At 47.2% G+C, this 16,520-nt stretch carries 10 protein-coding genes; 6 read left to right on the top strand and 4 right to left on the bottom strand.

Features of this window, described 5'->3' with window-relative positions; genetic code table 11:
- Window positions 1-113 precede the first annotated feature (113 nt).
- Window positions 114-2,957 (top strand): alpha-L-rhamnosidase, encoded by a 2,844-nt coding sequence (locus tag E1757_RS33755; RefSeq protein ID WP_133236569.1) that lies wholly within the window; start codon window positions 114-116, stop codon window positions 2,955-2,957.
- On the opposite strand, the gene E1757_RS33750 is transcribed toward E1757_RS33755, so the two are convergent.
- Complete coding sequence (locus E1757_RS33750) at window positions 2,893-3,345, bottom strand: TetR-like C-terminal domain-containing protein (RefSeq protein WP_342774632.1); 453 nt, start codon at window positions 3,343-3,345, stop codon at window positions 2,893-2,895. The genes E1757_RS33755 and E1757_RS33750 overlap by 65 nt on opposite strands.
- A gap of 329 nt (window positions 3,346-3,674) precedes the next feature.
- Complete coding sequence (locus E1757_RS33745) at window positions 3,675-4,433, bottom strand: SDR family oxidoreductase (protein WP_133236621.1); 759 nt, start codon at window positions 4,431-4,433, stop codon at window positions 3,675-3,677.
- 296 nt (window positions 4,434-4,729) lie between these two features.
- On the opposite strand from E1757_RS33745, the gene E1757_RS33740 reads away from it, so the two are divergent.
- The 4 genes from E1757_RS33740 to catA all read left to right on the top strand — a co-directional run bounded on the left by E1757_RS33740 (window position 4,730) and on the right by catA (window position 14,824).
- Window positions 4,730-5,932, top strand: coding sequence for a HupE/UreJ family protein (locus E1757_RS33740; protein ID WP_133236565.1), 1,203 nt, complete (start codon window positions 4,730-4,732; stop codon window positions 5,930-5,932).
- A 108-nt stretch (window positions 5,933-6,040) separates the two neighbouring features.
- Window positions 6,041-12,319 carry a cadherin-like beta sandwich domain-containing protein gene (locus E1757_RS33735; protein WP_133236563.1) on the top strand — a complete coding sequence of 2,093 codons (6,279 nt, stop codon included), beginning with the start codon at window positions 6,041-6,043 and terminating at the stop codon, window positions 12,317-12,319.
- Window positions 12,320-12,848: 529 nt separating this feature from the next.
- Window positions 12,849-13,658, top strand: coding sequence for a histidine phosphatase family protein (locus tag E1757_RS33730; RefSeq protein ID WP_246079704.1), 810 nt, complete (start codon window positions 12,849-12,851; stop codon window positions 13,656-13,658).
- Between the two features lie 506 nt (window positions 13,659-14,164).
- On the top strand, window positions 14,165-14,824 hold the full coding sequence (gene catA, locus E1757_RS33725; protein ID WP_133236561.1) for a type A chloramphenicol O-acetyltransferase: 660 nt from the start codon (window positions 14,165-14,167) through the stop codon (window positions 14,822-14,824).
- A gap of 164 nt (window positions 14,825-14,988) precedes the next feature.
- Here the strand turns inward: catA and E1757_RS33720 are convergent, their stop codons facing one another.
- Window positions 14,989-15,171, bottom strand: a complete 183-nt coding sequence (locus E1757_RS33720) for a hypothetical protein (protein WP_133236559.1) — start codon at window positions 15,169-15,171, stop codon at window positions 14,989-14,991.
- A gap of 405 nt (window positions 15,172-15,576) precedes the next feature.
- Between E1757_RS33720 and E1757_RS33715 the strand changes: the two genes are divergently transcribed.
- On the top strand, window positions 15,577-16,026 hold the full coding sequence (locus E1757_RS33715) for an NUDIX domain-containing protein (RefSeq protein ID WP_133236557.1): 450 nt from the start codon (window positions 15,577-15,579) through the stop codon (window positions 16,024-16,026).
- A gap of 236 nt (window positions 16,027-16,262) precedes the next feature.
- On the opposite strand, the gene E1757_RS33710 is transcribed toward E1757_RS33715, so the two are convergent.
- A partial coding sequence (locus E1757_RS33710; RefSeq protein ID WP_165972235.1) for an IS3 family transposase occupies window positions 16,263-16,520 on the bottom strand: 258 nt, incomplete at its 5' end.

Raw genomic sequence — 16,520 nt, 5'->3', positions numbered from 1 at the left:
TGACGTTTAGACTATCGTATCATAAAGGATATATAAGATAAAAGTCTATATTTGATTCGGATAATAATGCTATGAAATTTGTTGAAAACGGTTTAACAGGGAGGATGAGCAATATGGCATTGGGGGATTTAGAGGCGGAGCAGCTTTTATGCGAGTCAATGGTAAACCCGGTCGGAATCGATATTCGGGTCCCGCGCTTTAGCTGGCAGTTGAAATCAGTCAGGCGAGGGGTGCTTCAAGCGGCTTACCGCATCATGGTTGCCGATACCGAAGAAAAACTATGGCAAGGTACCGGCCTAATCTGGGATTCAGGTAAAGTACATTCAGACGAATCGGTATTTTGCGCTTATGAGGGCGAACCGTTACTATCCGGAAAAAGGTATTACTGGCGTGTGAAAGTATGGGACCGGACAGGAGCAGAATCGGAATGGAGCACGGCCTCTTATTGGGAAACGGGGCTTTTGCAGCGGGAAGATTGGAAAGCTCTGTGGATCGAACCCATACAAGAACCAGTGGTTGAAGACCCTGTACTTAGCTTGCGTGAAGCCTTGCAATACAATAAACCGACGGACACGTCCATTTTGCACCCATGCCCTTTGCTGCGAAAATCATTTTTTATTTCATCCACCGTACGTAAGGCGAGACTTTATGCGACGGCACACGGCACTTATATGTTTCAGATCAACGGACAAAAAGTAGGCAACCAGGAACTTGCACCCGAGTTCACATCCTACGATCGATATCTTCAATATCAAACCTATGAAGTAACAGATCTGGTGAAGAACGGGGCAAATGCGATAGGCGCCATTTTGTCGGATGGCTGGTATGCCGGACGAATCGGTCTTTCCGGAAACAGCTGCCAATATGGGGACCGGCTAGGTCTGTTGTTTCAACTGGAAGTCGAATACGAAGACGGCACACAAGAAATCGTTGTCTCCGATCACGAAGTAAAATGTTCGACCGGTCATCTCATTTACTCGGATCAATTTATTGGCGAGAAAGTGGACGCCAGACGGATCAAGGACGGCTGGACACTTCCGGATTACGACGATTCCGGCTGGGAACCCGCCCAAGAAACACATTTCGATATCTCCAACCTGGTGGCCCATTATGGAGAGCCCGTCCGGGTTGCTGGTAAATTACCTGCTGTTCAAGTGATAACGACTCCTAAAGGAGAAACGGTTGTCGATTTCGGGCAGGTGATAGCGGGACGCGTTTCCATGAGAGTGGAAGGGCCGGAGGGCACCGAAATTATACTGGAGCATTCCGAAGTGTTAGACGAACACGGGAATTTTCTCAACAACATAATGGGGCGGCATAAAGATCAAAAGGATATGTACATTCTTCGCGGCGGAGGACCCGAAACTTTTGAACCTGTCTTCACTTTTCACGGGTTCCGCTATGTGAAGGTGACAGGATATCCGGGAACCGTTCGGTCCGAACATTTTACGGCTATGGTGCTGTCTTCGGATATGAGATACACGGGCTTTTTTGAGTGCTCCGATGAGAGAATAAACCGGCTGCAGCAAAACATTGTGTGGAGTCAGAAAACAAATCTGCTATCGATCCCGATGGATTGTCCGCAAAGGGAGCGTGCCGGCTGGACGGGAGATATTCAAGTATTTGCTCCCACCGCGGCATTCAATATGGATGTACTCGTATTTTTAACACGTTGGCTTCGCAATCTTGCGCTTGAGCAGCTGCCAAACGGCGAGGTGCCGAATGTCGTTCCTTATCATAAAAGCTTTAGACATATCGGCCACACCTTGATGGGAAAAGATTCTTCGGCAGGCTGGGGCGATGCGGTGATCATCGTTCCGTGGGCATTATATCAAGCATATGGCGATGTCCGGGTGCTTGAGGAATTTTATGATTCCATGGTTAGATGGATAAGTTATGTTCGTCAGACCGCGGAAAATGAGCTTCCGGACAACTATGATCAAATGGATGATGTGCAAAAGGAAAGACAGAAATATCTTTGGAATACCGGATTTCATTTTGGCGACTGGTTAATGCCAAGCGCCTCCAGTCCGACGGAGAGCGCTATGAGGACAAAAGAAGTTGTAGCGACATCCTTCTACGCTTACTCTACGGCGCTGCTTTCCGAAACAGCCGCCATTCTTGGCAAGCACCCGGATGCAGAGGCATATTCGGATTTAAGCCGGCGTATTCGGCAAGCATATGCAGAAGAATACTTGCAGGATGACGGGACATTGTCCGCTCATTTCCAAGGCGCTTATGTGCTGGCGTTACAGTTCGGGCTTGTTTCGGAAGAGGCCCGCGGCCAAGTGGCGGATCAATTGGCCCGCCTTATTGAGGGTAACGGCTACCGGCTCGATACGGGATTCGTATCCGTTCCCTTCCTGTTGGATGTTCTCTGTAAATACGGTAAACGGGATATAGCATATAAACTGTTATACCAAACGGAATGTCCGTCATGGCTCTATGAAGTGGAACGGGGCGCAACTACCATATGGGAATCCTGGAGCGCAATTAAACCGGATGGTACCGTATCTTCGATGTCCTTCAATCATTATGCGTTCGGCTGCGTCGGCGATTGGCTTTACCGGGAAATTGCCGGTCTCCGGAAGGAGCAGGCGGGGTATAAGAAAATTAACATCCGGCCGGCCGTTGATTGCGGGCTGTCATATGCATCGGCGAAATATGAATCCCGGTACGGAACCATTGTTTCAGGCTGGAGCAAACAGGGGGGACAGCTTATTGTTACAGCCGTCATACCGCCGAATACAACGGGTACTGTAGTACTTCCGAATGCAAAACATGTAACTGTGAAAGAATCCGGTACGCCCTTAAATGAAGCAGCGGGGGTTATTTCGTATCACCAAAACGAATTCGATGTATCGGTACAACTTGGCAGCGGGAGTTACCGGTTTACTTATGATTATCAGCCGGGTTCTGCGGAGACTCCAAGTCCTGCAGCTTCAAGAAAGAAGTAAGCTGTTCATTCATCGATTCAGGGCTGCGCACGAAGCCTTCCTCGCTCCATTGAATGAGCAAGCCCATAATCGCATTGGCCTGATAAGCGATTAGCAAGGAGAGATCCCTTTCGCCCGGGGGATAGTCCGAGGAGGTTTCCCGTATCAAGCCTTTTATTTTCTCAAACAACGAGTAGTAGTATGAAAGCGGCGATTTCCTATCAAACACAATCTCATAGAATTGGTAGTATTTCTTCACATGATGGAAGATCCGAATCGTCGAAGGGTCGAGCTGATGAGGAACCAGGCGAGATACATGACGGTAAGGCTCGTAATACGATTCCTCCAAATCTTTGAATAAATAATGGAGATGCTCGTCAAATAAAGCCCCGATGTCCTTATAATGCAAGTAAAAAGTGCCTCTATTTACATCAGCCTCACGACAAAGGGTGGAGACGGAGATCGATTCGAGCGTTCTTGTTTTTAATAAAGACAGGAGCGCTCGATGTAATGCTTTTTTTGTTTTAATGACTCTTAAATCATTCTCATTCATGTCCTTATCCCCTCGCGTTAATTATATATTATGATCCGGGCAATGTATACTTTACTGCGATTGATCGAAGGAAGAAGACAGCTGAAAAGAAAAAGGCTGCAAACAGTCGGGCTGCTTGCAGCTTGTGGAGTCGAACAAGTACTCGGCTAACGCTCAAATTCGAATTGCCTTCAATCGCCAGTGTTTTAGCCTGCTGTCCAACCCGCGTCGGCAACTATAACCGCGCCGTTTACAAAGCTTGATTCGTCGGATGCCAGGAAGAGAGCCACTTGCGCGATTTCATCCGCTTGTCCGATGCGGGGAATAGCGCTTTGAATAACCTTCGTTCGCGAAAAGCCAAACTCACTCACATTATTGATCGTTGAAACGATGTTCGTAGCTGTCCCGCCCGGTGCAATCGCATTGCAGCGAATGCCTTTTTGCGCGTACATAAAACCCGTGTTTTTGGTAATACCAATAACGGCATGCTTGGAAGCCGTATACGCGACACCCGCATGCGCGCCATTGAAACCACCTGTAGAGGCAGTATTTATAATAACGCCCTTTCCTTTCTCCAGGAAGATCGGAATCGCTTTGCGGATCGCACGCATAACGCCTTTCGTATTGATATCGAAAATTAGATCCCATCTATCGTCGTTTACTTCTCCGGCAGGTGCCATATTGTCGCCAATGCCGGCATTGTTAACCAAAATATCAAGCGTTCCGTATTCATTGACAGCCGTATCAATCATCGCATTAATGTCATTCGGGTCGGCAACATTCGTTTTCAAAGCGATTGCTTCGCCGCCATTTGATTTAATGCCCTCTGCAACTGCTTCCGCACCTTCGATATTCAAGTCTGAGACGACAACTTTAGCTCCTTCTTTTGCATATAACTCTGCAATTGCTTTGCCCATGCCCGATGCAGCACCGGTAACGACTGCTACCTTACCTTCCAAACGCATAATATATCCCTCCTGACATTTATTGAACAGTTGTTCATTTAAATTATAAAGAGCTTTTGAGACATTGTCAATTAATGACCCGCACCGAGGCTGCCCCGGTCTCTCCATTTACAACGTATCGGCTGCCACCAAATACTAATGAAGCATATTTAACACAGTACTAATAATTATCAACATATGAATTTACATACCGTAAGTACAATGACTATGAGTCAAGAAACGAGGATTTCCCGGACATGCATGCGTCTGGAAAGATCCGCGCCAATTGAAGATCAACCTATTTGACCAGGGGGAAAATGATGCATAGTCAATGTATTGCCGCGTGTAAAGCCGTATTTATCATGTTAGCCGTGCTAACGATGGCGTTTTTTCCGTTCAGCCAGCCCGTCCATGCTCACACTTACAGCGCCAGCTTTACGACATTAACCTTAACGAAATCGCATACGTGGATGACATTCGCGATCGACGAATTGTCGGCAATGGAGTTGACTTATGGCGATTTATATAAAAGAGACAGGCTGGATCAGAAACAATTCGATGCGATAAGAGATCGTCTTGAATCCGTCATTAAAGAAAATTTAACGTTGCATATAAACGACAAACCCGTCCCATGGACACATGTGGAGAGCTTTGAGCTTGTACGTTCAGACAAAGGGGCAAAAGTCGAATTGAAAGCCGCTTTTCCGCCTGTCTCCGCTTACGAGCCGATATCCATGATCGATAATCTGTATTTGCATGATCCTTTGACCAATTATGTGAACCTGCTGTCTGTAAATTACGGTTCGCAGTCAAATTCAGCGGCAATCGCCGGTAAAGACCGGGCATGGGCCATGACCCTGACTGCTGCAGACTACGCCGGCTTGCAAAACGACATAGAGAAACAGCCAAACACGGACAAATTGCAAACTAACGGGCAGAAAACGCAATTATCCGATGTGGAGCACGAGAAACCAGCTTCGGGCTGGTACACGTTTTTTGAACTCGGAATGCGGCATATTTTATCCGGCTACGATCATTTGCTATTCCTTTTATCCTTGCTCCTCGCCAGACAAACGTTCAGGCAATATGCGTCACTCATTACTTCGTTTACGATCGCTCACAGCTTGACGCTGACCTTAACCGTATTGGACATCATCCATGTGCCCGCCTGGATTGTCGAACCTGCGATCGCGCTGAGCATCTGTTATGTCGCGGTTGAAAATATGATTCGCAAACAGGTCACCTTCCGATGGGTGCTCACTTTTGTGTTCGGTTTGATTCACGGCATGGGATTTGCCGATATTTTGACGGAAATGGATATCCCCCAGAAGGAACTTGCTGTCGATTTAATAAGCTTTAACCTTGGAATAGAGGCGGTGCAAATCATGATCGTTTCGGCCGTTTTGCCGCTTATCTATCTGTTGAAACGGTGGAAATATTCGAGGAACGTCATGACAGCAGGCTCTGCGGCTGCATTATTGCTAGGCGGGGGCTGGTTTATAGAACGGATTTTTTCTTGATAGATCGTATTGAGCGTCCACAAATTCTTATCACAATCAACGATTTTATTTTACATTCCAAAATTATAATGATACGGAATACATCATTTGGAGGTGTTTCTAGCAATCATGAAGATACGCGCATTAAAATGGTTGGCCGGCATCGTAATGAGTGTCGCGTTGTTGGCAAACTCGGCGGGATTAGCACCATGGCTCGAATCCCCCGCGGTAGCATATGCCGCAGAGCAAACGGAACTCGCGGATCAAATCCACTATACGTTAACCGGTCCCGATTCGGTAACATTTAACTGGCACAAAGGTTCCGATGTTATTCGTTTCGGGGAGACAACCTCTTATGGTCGAACGGTAACTGCCGGAGAACCCGACATTAAGCCTATTTCGGATGCGGGACCATGGCGGGAAGCCAAATTGACCGGACTTAAGCCCGGTACGACCTATCATTATTCGATCGGATACGGTGAGGATCATACGTTTCATACCTCACCGGCTGCCGGGAGTTCCGGATTTACGCTCGTCACTACGGGCGATATCGGTTCATCATTTAATTATAACTCGGCTCCCGGGATGAACCAATTGATTAAAGATCTGAAGCCCGATCTGTATATCGGTCTCGGGGACTTCACTTACGCAAACGCGCATGGTCAAGAAGCCGTTACGGCTTACTTCAATGACGTCATGCCGTGGAGCACCGAGGTTCCGTTTATGCCGATCTGGGGCAACCATGAATGGGAAACGCCGCAAAAGGATGATCTGCGAAATTATAAAGGCCGCTTTGATTTGCCATACTCCCGAACCATACCGACGGCCCCGTCACTTGGCTGCTGCGGGAAGGATTGGTATTTCTTCGATTATGGACATACCCGGTTTATCGGTATGCCCGAGCCTTTTTCATCGTCGACATGGACGGATTGGGCCGAGCATGCCACACCTATTTTCGAGCAGGCCCAGTCCGACCCGAACATCACGTTTATCGTCACATTCGTACATAGGCCAACTTGGTCAAGCGGCTATTATGACAGCGATCCGAATCTGCAGGCAGCGGTCAAGAAAATGGCGGCGTCGTTTTCTAAATTTGTGCTGAATTTAAACGGACATGATCACCATTACGAGCGTTCGAATCTGAAGGTGACGGACGATATCGTTACGATTATTGCCGGCGGAGGCGGAGCGGGATTACATATTTACGAACCTAGCGGCTGTAAATGGAAGATCTGCGAGCAGCCGGAATGGTCGGCGGCAAGGTTTTTCAATTATGGCGCAGTGAAACTGACGTTTGAAGCGGATAAAATTAAAGGCGAGTTTGTCTGTGGACCGCTGGATGGACGAGACGATGTCCAATGCAATATCGGCGACGTTCTGGATTCTTTTACAATTGAGCCCAGAACCAGCGAGGCCAATCCGAACGCCCCATCCGATTTAAGCGACTTGAAGGTGGACGGCATACCGATCAACGGCTTCAGCACCGACACTTTGAATTATACGATGAATGTGCGTCATTTCGCGAATAAGGTGACCGTATCTGCTGAACTGAAAGCGAACGCGGAGGCATCCGTCCAGGTAGAGGGCGGGGACCATCTTCAGTTAGGAAACAATACCGTTAAAGTAAAAGTCATTCAGAAGGACGGTACGGAGAAAGTTTATACGATTACGGTTATCAAACATGCGGAACCGGATCCCGATTCGGACATGGTGGGTTCAGGGACTGCGGCAGATCCGTACATCGTAATGACAGTCGAGCATCTCGATAAAATTCGGAATAAATTAGGTGCATATTACAAGCTTGGGGCCGATATCGATTTGTCCGGGTTCGATCCTACGGGAGACGGCAAGGGCTGGATGCCGATCGGGACCAGCAGTTCGACCAAATTCACAGGCTCGCTGGACGGCAACGGTTACAAGATTTCCAATTTAACCGTAAATCGAGGCGATGCGAGCGGCCTGGATTATGTGGGTCTGTTTGGTTATGTGGACGGTGCCGTCATTAAACATGTTTATTTGGAGAACGTATCCATCCGAGGGAAGAAATATGTTGGCGCATTGGCAGGTTTAACGAACGGCACTCTAAATTTGATTGATAGAAGCTATGTCACAGGCGTTGTCACCGGAACCGACAGCGGGGCGATGACCGGCGGTTTTGTGGGGGATCTCCAGCATTCCGTCATTACGAACAGCTACTCCTTCGCAGAAGTTAAAGGCGGCCCCGGCAGCTCTTCGACCACGGGAGGACTTGCAGGCAGATCCTCCAGTTCGGCTGACGACGGCAGAATTACTTATAGCTATGCTGCCGGACCGGTTTCGATCGAAAACGGACAAGGGGGCGGCGGTCTGATCGGATCGGCCAATAGCAGCTCTTCCGCACAGACAGCCAAACATTCTTATTGGGATACCGAAACGACCGTACGAACGACAAGTGCCAAGGGCGGAGAAGGCAAAACTACGGCACAAATGAAGCAAAAAGAAACGTTTGCGGGCTGGGATTTTAACTCGGTTTGGGAAATTCAAGAGGGAACCGACTATCCGCGGTTGAGGAATGCGAGACTGGCGGCAGCTTCGAACGCGGAGTTAGCGAATTTGAAATTGAATGGAACAACAGTAGCCGGATTTGCTCCCGGTACCGAACAGTATACCGTAAATGTACTGAATAATGTGTCGGAAGCCTATGTAACGGCAACGTTGGCGGCCGATCCGAATTCCAAGATGGAAATCAGCGGCACCGGCAGACTGGAAACCGGTTCGAACACGATCAAGGTGACCGTAACGGCGCAGGATAGCTCGACGAAGACGTATACGATCACGGTGAATCGGGATGCGACGGTCAAGTCGTCATTCAAGGAGCTAAGCGACCTCAAAGTAAATCAGGCAACCCTTGGCGGATTCACACCGGGTAAATGGTACTATTCGATGAACGTACCTTACGAAACGACCGAGCTGCAGGTTGAGGCCTTGACGGCCGCAGACTCCAAGGCCGCGGCAACTGTAAGCGTCATAGGCGGTTCGAGGCTGACAGGCAACACCGTTAGCAACCTGCAGATTGCAGACAATACCGTAAAAGTGACGGTGAAGGCAGAAGACGGTACGACGAACATTTATCTGTTGGTCGTTACGCGCGGGAGCTATGTGCCGAAGCCTGAAGAAAAAATGGACGGTGAAGGGACGGAGAGCAATCCGTATATCGTCAAGACGCCAACGCACCTTAACTTTATTCGGAATAACCTGTCCGTCTATTACAAGCTGGGGGCGGACATCGATTTAACCGGCTATGATTACGGCGACGGCAAAGGCTGGCTGCCGATTGGAAACAGCAGCGATAAATTTAGCGGTTCGTTCGATGGAAACGGGTATGTGATCAAAGGGCTGACCATTAATCGTCCCGACTTGGATCATGTCGGCTTGTTCAGTTACTCGAACAGTGCGGTTTACAAAAATGTCCGGCTGGAAGGCGTCGATATCAAAGGGAAGAGCTATGTCGGCGGACTGGTCTCCTATATGGGCGGAAACGGAACAATCCTGAACAGCTGCGTAACCGGAACGGCCACTGGCTCCAGTTACGTCGGCGGATTGGTGGGAGCCGGTCAACGATCGCCGATTTCCAACAGCTGCGCCAACGTAAAAGTAGCAGGCAATCAGAATGTCGGCGGACTTACGGGGTATTTGGACTTTAGCGGCAGTACGGCCGGGAAAATTACGAACAGTTATTCTGTGGGAGAAGTTACCGGATCGAGCAGCTTCGGCGGACTGGTCGGCGGCTATATGGCCGGAAGTACAGCCTATTCCATCACGAATTCCTACTGGGATACGAATACTTCCAAACAATCGGTCAGCGCGTTCGGGACGGGGAAAACAACGGCGGAAATGAAACGGAAAGATACGTATGCCGGTTGGGATTTCAACAATATATGGGTAATCGACGAAGGAAAAGACTACCCGCGCTTCAGAATTAAAAACACCGATTTGGCCGATCTCAGAATCGATGGCATACCGGTGAACGGATTTAACGCCAATCAGTTGAACTATGCGGTAAATGTACCGAACGGCAAGACGGTCGTAGCGGTCACTTATACGACCATTGACCCGAATGCCAAGGTTGAAGTGACCGGCGGAAGAAGCCTGATCGTGGGAGATAACGCGGTGAAGGTTAAGGTGACGGCGGACAACGGGTCGACGAAAACATATACGGTGACGGTGACGAGGGCTGCGTCGGGCAACGACACAGATTTGGGCGACGAAACGGAATTGAGCGGCTTGATGCTGTCGAGCGGCACGTTAAGTCCGGCGTTCACACCCGAGATACTTCGTTATACGGCTAATGTGGCGAATAACGTATCGAATCTTTCCGTAACGGCGAACGTTTATATCAGCTCCAGTGTAACGGCGAGCGTGTACAACAACGCGAATGCGCTCGTGTTCGGTCCGGTGAGTTTAACCGGAGGCCAGGCATCGGTTCCGCTTCCGCTCAATGAAGGCGGAAACCGGATTGAATTGACGGTCACCGCTCAAAACGGGACGAGCAAAATCTATAGCGTGACAGTGAACCGGGCCGCCGCCGGCAGCAGCAACGCGTACCTTCAATCTTTACAAGCCAGCGCGGGAGCTCTTGAGTTTAACAAGAAGGTCTCCGACTACACCGTACAGGTGGGCAATAGTATTGACGTCCTGACGGTAACGGCTGTTCCCGAGGAAGCGCATGCTAAAGTGAAGATAAACTCGGAGGAAGTAACGTCGAAAAAAATTCAATTAAATGTCGGCGATACTCTTGTTAAGGTAGAAGTTACAGCCCAAGACGACACGACGACACAGTTGTATACCATCAGAATCAAAAGAGCCGCCGTTCAAACGGCTAATTCCACGACGCCGATTGAGATCACGAATGAACCGGTAACGATTGCCGTTCCCCTCGGCGTAACAAATGCCAAGGTTATGGTAACGCCGGTAATGGCGGGATCGAACAAGGAAGCTACGCTCCCGTTAGTGGAAGTGCAAGCTGCCGTCTCACTAGGCCATGTGACGGTAACGATTCCGGCCGGAACGAAAATTACGGCTCCAGCCGATTGGGACGGCTTCATCACACTGCCGGAATTGTTGAGCAATAGCAGCGTATCGGTCATCAATGGCAACGTGAGTGCCGTCATTGAAGTAGGCTCCCCGAATCTAATGTTGACCTTCGACAAAGCGGTGCGTCTGCTCCTCCCGAACCAGGGGGGCAAGCTGGCCGGATACATACGAGACGGTGTGTTTACACCAATTACGGGGAAGGTCTCGGCAGATACCCAAGCAGCGGCAGACAGTGAAATTGCTTCGGGCGGAGACGCAGCCATTACGGTTGGCGATGACCTTGTAATCTGGACGAAGCACTTTACCAAATTTGTCAGCTACACGCAGGTTAACCAAACGTCCAACAATAGAAGAAGCGGAGGCGGAGGCGGCGTTCCTGCCAACACCGGAACGATTGCGGCAAGCAGCGGCGGAACGCTCTCTTTGAACGGGGTCAAAATCGAGGTGCCGGCCGGGGCAATGGACGGCAGCGTTCAAGTGACCGTGGAAAAAGTCAGCGACACCTCGCTTCTGCCCGTTGACAAAGCATTCAGATTGTTAAGCGAAGTCTACGAGATTAAGAAAGACAAGGACGGCGATTTCAGCAAGCCTGTCGTTATTACGCTGCCTTTCGACAAGACGAAGGTGAATTTTGACGAGTCGACGGTTGGCCTCTATTGGTTGAACGAACAAACCCGCACGTGGGTACAGCTGGATGACCTGAAAGTCGACCAGACTGAAGCGACGGCGTCGGGATCGGTCACCCATTTTACGAAATTTGCCGTGCTGGCTTCGGACAAAACGAAGACTGGGCAGCCTCAAACGACGGAAGCGGAGTTTGCCGATATGAAGGGGCATTGGGCCGAAGCGAGCGTTCGGGAACTGGTGAGTCGCGGAGCGATTAACGGCTATCCGGATCATACCTTTAAGCCGGACAACAGCATCACGAGAGCCGAATTTGTTACCGTCATCGTAAAAGCTTTTCGTCTCACAGCGCAAGATGGCAAGAGCTTTGGCGATACTTCCGCTCATTGGGCCAAGAGTTCGATTTCGACGGCTGCAGCGCTTGGTGTGGTTACCGGGTACAGCGAGGACGCTTTCGGCCCGGACGACCTGATCACCCGCGAACAAATGGCGGCGATTGTGGTTCGTGCCGCCCGGATTGATCCGGCGGACCAGAGCATTAGCTTCTCGGACAGCCGCCAAGTATCCGACTGGGCTCGTCCTGCTCTTGCTGCGGCGTCTGCGAAAGGATTGATCAACGGATATGCAGACGGTACGGTGAAACCGAAAGAGAACTCCACCCGTGCCGAAGCGGTCACTCTCATTCTTAGGGCATTGCAGCTAAAGAAGTAAACACCTGCTAAATCAGGCTGTTTCTCAGCAGAACATCTGCTGAGAAGCAGCCTTTTTCTTGTCTGTCAAACGCTCTCATCCTGCAAAACCATAATGATTAAGGCTTTACAGCAACTTTCAAGCCGCGCGGTGGACGCCTTTGTTGAGCTGACGAGATACGAGAACGCAATTAATAACAATCCATGGCTGCTGACTTAATTATTGGCGGTTTTTATTACGTTGAATGGAAGGATAACGCAGTATGATCCCGAAAATATTGAAGGGAAGAGTTTTGGGAGATTATGGAGACTGTCGATTAAAGGATGGGAACAGGCTTTGGAGATGACTTCGAACCTCAAACACGTTTTATTGCCGTGCTTTCATTATACTTTTCGGTATCAAGTCAATAAGAAATCCTCTATCGAGGCCTTTCAAGGATGAGCGACCGCGATTTAAATGAAGGTTTTCTTGAAATGATAGAAAGCTTCAGCTCCGCTGAAAACTTATACTTTCATCATTATAAGAAATCCTCTATCGAGGCCTTTCAAGGATGAGCGACCGCGATTTAAATGAAGGTTTTCTTGAAATGATAGAAAGCTTCAGCTCCGCTGAAAACTTATACTTTCATCATTATAAAAAACTCGCCCTGAAGCCATTCTCCAAGCCCTTATCCCTATTAATCGACAGTCTCTTATGGTTAGTTGTAAAGGCTTACAATAGTCGTGCATATAAAAAAACGGTGGAGGCCTGTAGGATGAGTACAACTTTCTTTCTTGTAAGGCATGCTATAAAAGAAAAGGCAATGGGAGACGTCCCGATTACCCCCAAAGGTATATTACAAGCACAATCGACAGCTCGAAGTTTATGTAACTTACCGATAACAACCATAGTTACGAGTCCGCTCCGAAGAGCTAAAGAAACCGCCGAATTTATTGCATTAAACACAAAATTAACTATTTCGGAGGATAGTCGTTTGCGGGAACGCGCTAACTGGGGGGATTTGCCTGAACAAACATTTGATGAATTTGTCGCGATGTGGGAGCGATGCACACGCGATCCCGACTATATACCGCCCGTAGGCGATAATGCGAAGCAGGCAAGCGCACGTTTATCTTCTTTATTATTAGAATTGGCAAAGATACACCCGCCTGAAAGCAATATTGTAATTGTGACACATGGAGGATTAATAACTGATTTTCTTGTTCATACATTTACCGAAAACCAACTGAATGTTTGGCACCCTCATTTTGTGGCAGTACAAAGCGACCTGGTTCCTGAGTGCTCGATAACAAAGCTAATTTATGAAAACGGAAATTACAAATTAGATGTCTTTGCATCGGTGGAACATTTAAAGTCATAAGTTTATTCCTGTTCCGGTATGGTCGAAGGTGAATTTAAACATTGGGGACATGTAGGTTTATCTCTTGGAAATGGAGATGTAATACACGCTTGGGGTAAAGTTAGAATAGATAACTACTTGGAAATTGAGAGTCTCAAACCAGCTCCGGGATGGAGCCAACCCAATTAATTGGATGGGCTCCTGTTGAAAGGATTTTAACAGGAATACAGAAGAAGCATTGGGATTAAATTTGCAATTTGAGCTAACGGATCACGACAGTGGAGAAGCTTCCTACGCAGCAGCTCCTTCTTCTTCGTTTGTTGAAGTAACGGGCAGGATTAATGCAATAAAGGTTTGGCTCAGAGATAGCAATCAGCTGTAAGCAATTTTTTTGATGTTTGGGCTATGATGATGGTATACTCATCGTTACAGAATAATTTCTCAAGGAATGTGATGTGGATATGGTTAAAACAGTCGAGCAGACCTCCTAAAATAAAAAATGCAATAATTTTAGGAGGTTATAAAAAATGATTTTCAATCCGATTGCCATTGATAACTGGAGTAGAAAACCCTATTTTGAACATTATTTAAACAATGTCAGATGCACCTACAGCATGATGGCAAATATTGACATTACCCGACTGCTGTCAGAACTTAAGAAAAAGGGGATTAAGCTGTACCCAGCATTAATCCACATGATAACTAAGGTAGTAAACCGCCACAGTGAATTTCGCACTTGTTTTGATTCTGACGGTAGATTAGGTTATTGGGACTGCTTGTCTCCCAGCTTTACAATTTTTCATGATGATGATAAGACTTTTTCAAGTATCTGGACTTTGTACAGTGGAGAATTTAATGATTTCTATAGCCGTTATCTTGATGATATGAAAATTTACGGAAGTGTTAAACATTTTGCTGCTAAAGCAAACGAGCCACCTAACACCTTCCCTATTTCTAGCATTCCGTGGGTCAGCTTCACGGGCTTTAACCTGAACGTGTATAATGAGGGAACCTATTTACTACCCATCTTTACAATTGGGAAATATTTTCAGCATGACAAGAAAATACTGTTGCCATTATCGGGCCAATTCCACCATGCCGTTTGCGACGGCTACCACGCCAGCGTGCTGTTTAATGAATTGCAATTACGTGCAGATACCTGTAGGGAATGGTTGCCAAACAATTAATTAGCCACCATATTCCGCTAACGGGTACGATAGCGTAATAACTAGGGAGCAGATTGCCGCGCGGCAGCTGCTCCCTGTTCTGATTAAAGTAACGGGCAGATTCTCTGGGCATCCTATTTCCATCAAATGCCGATATCTCTATATCTTAGTAGCAAGCTAACCAGTTACGCTTTGCTTATCAAGGAACGCGCACCATTAATGATTAAGGCAACGGCGAACACAATCACAACTATGATGCCTATTATGTTAAGCAGATGATCTAGGCCTTGCAGTAATTCCGAAGCTAGGACGTAAATTAGGCTTAAACCACCAATGACTCCGCCGAGATAGTTCAGAAACTTAGACATAGCGTTTCACCTCCTCTAGCGATAATACTTAGCTTATGCATGAAAGATTGGTAATACGATAGACAAATGAATGTTTAAAGTCATTAAGTATCCATTGAAGCGATTACACGAAAAATGTAAAGTCGGGGTATTTGGAACAATACTTAATTGGTAATCCGGGTTTCGAAAAAGACAGGTACCTAACATTTTGCAAAGAACTTCATGGAGATCGAATCTGGTTAAACGGCATATTAGAACACGCCATTGCTAAAGAGTTCTCATGGATTATTGATGAGGATCACGGATTAAACTAACGGGCATGATAGTTCACGAAAATGTTGGCAACTCCCTTCCATAATCTTGAAATACTAGATATAATGATATTTTGTTTCTATATTTCTGGATCGAAGGAGAGGGTAAACAAGGATGGATAACAATCTCATATGTGTAAGAGTGACTGGACTATTTATTGAAAACGATGAAATTCTGTTAGTCAAACAAAACGTCACATCTGACCGAAAATGGTCCTTACCGGGAGGGAAACTGGAGTGTGGTGAATCGTTGGCAGATGGCATAATGAGAGAGATGAAAGAAGAAACAGGACTAGAGATAAAGGTTAGACAGCTTCTTTACGTATGCGATCTTCCCGAGGCTGACCCTTCAGTGCTCCACATAACATTCCTATTGGAAAAAACATCTGGTGTATTGACGTTACCCTCAAACGAATATGAATCCACACCTATTCACGATGTAAAAATGGTACCGATTCATGATTTGGTTTCATATGGTTTTTCTGAAAAATTCATAGAAATAGTTGAAAACGGTTTCCCCGATGCAGGAAATTATAAAGGTCATAAGCGAAACATTGGTCTATAACAAGGAAAGGAATGTGGATATGCAGATTCTCTTAATACGTCATGGGCAATTACAAGAGAGTTTTCGTTTTAGAGTGGAGATACAGCTATTCATTTCGTTGAAATAACCGAGAATGAGCGAGTCGTTCATTTCCTAAACGATGCCTCACACCTTAACCAGTTAAAGTAGGAAAAAAGGGATATTGTTTAGATGTAGTGGACTTCTGTCAATAGATTGGACACATAGAATCGAGAGAATTACGCAGCAAGGCGGTACATACGTTCGTACTGATTGGGTGTAAAATACCCAATGGAGGAATGGATTCGCTTTCCATTGTAGAAGCATGTAATATACTCAAAAATCCGTTCTCTAGCTTCTTTGCGGGTCTTGAACTTCGCTAAATATACGAGCTCTTTCTTCAACACGCTGTGGAATGACTCTATACAAGCGTTATCATAGCAATTCCCTTTGCGGCTCATGCTGCCTTTCATCTTATATGTTTTAAGCCGCTCCTG

This window comes from Paenibacillus piri, assembly GCF_004354045.1.
In the GTDB taxonomy this organism is placed as follows: Bacteria; Bacillota; Bacilli; order Paenibacillales; family NBRC-103111; genus Paenibacillus_S; species Paenibacillus_S piri.
The sequence above is the reverse complement of the archived record's forward strand: the minus strand, read 5'-3'. Positions and strand labels throughout refer to the sequence as shown.

Coding starts and splice junctions, on each gene's coding strand:
- E1757_RS33715 (WP_133236557.1), top strand. CDS start 15,577: ATGGATAACAATCTCATATGTGTAAGAGTGACTGGACTATTTATTGAA.
- E1757_RS33740 (WP_133236565.1), top strand. CDS start 4,730: ATGATGCATAGTCAATGTATTGCCGCGTGTAAAGCCGTATTTATCATG.
- E1757_RS33730 (WP_246079704.1), top strand. CDS start 12,849: ATGAGCGACCGCGATTTAAATGAAGGTTTTCTTGAAATGATAGAAAGC.
- E1757_RS33755 (WP_133236569.1), top strand. CDS start 114: ATGGCATTGGGGGATTTAGAGGCGGAGCAGCTTTTATGCGAGTCAATG.
- E1757_RS33745 (WP_133236621.1), bottom strand. CDS start 4,433: ATGCGTTTGGAAGGTAAGGTAGCAGTCGTTACCGGTGCTGCATCGGGC.
- E1757_RS33720 (WP_133236559.1), bottom strand. CDS start 15,171: ATGTCTAAGTTTCTGAACTATCTCGGCGGAGTCATTGGTGGTTTAAGC.
- catA (WP_133236561.1), top strand. CDS start 14,165: ATGATTTTCAATCCGATTGCCATTGATAACTGGAGTAGAAAACCCTAT.
- E1757_RS33735 (WP_133236563.1), top strand. CDS start 6,041: ATGAAGATACGCGCATTAAAATGGTTGGCCGGCATCGTAATGAGTGTC.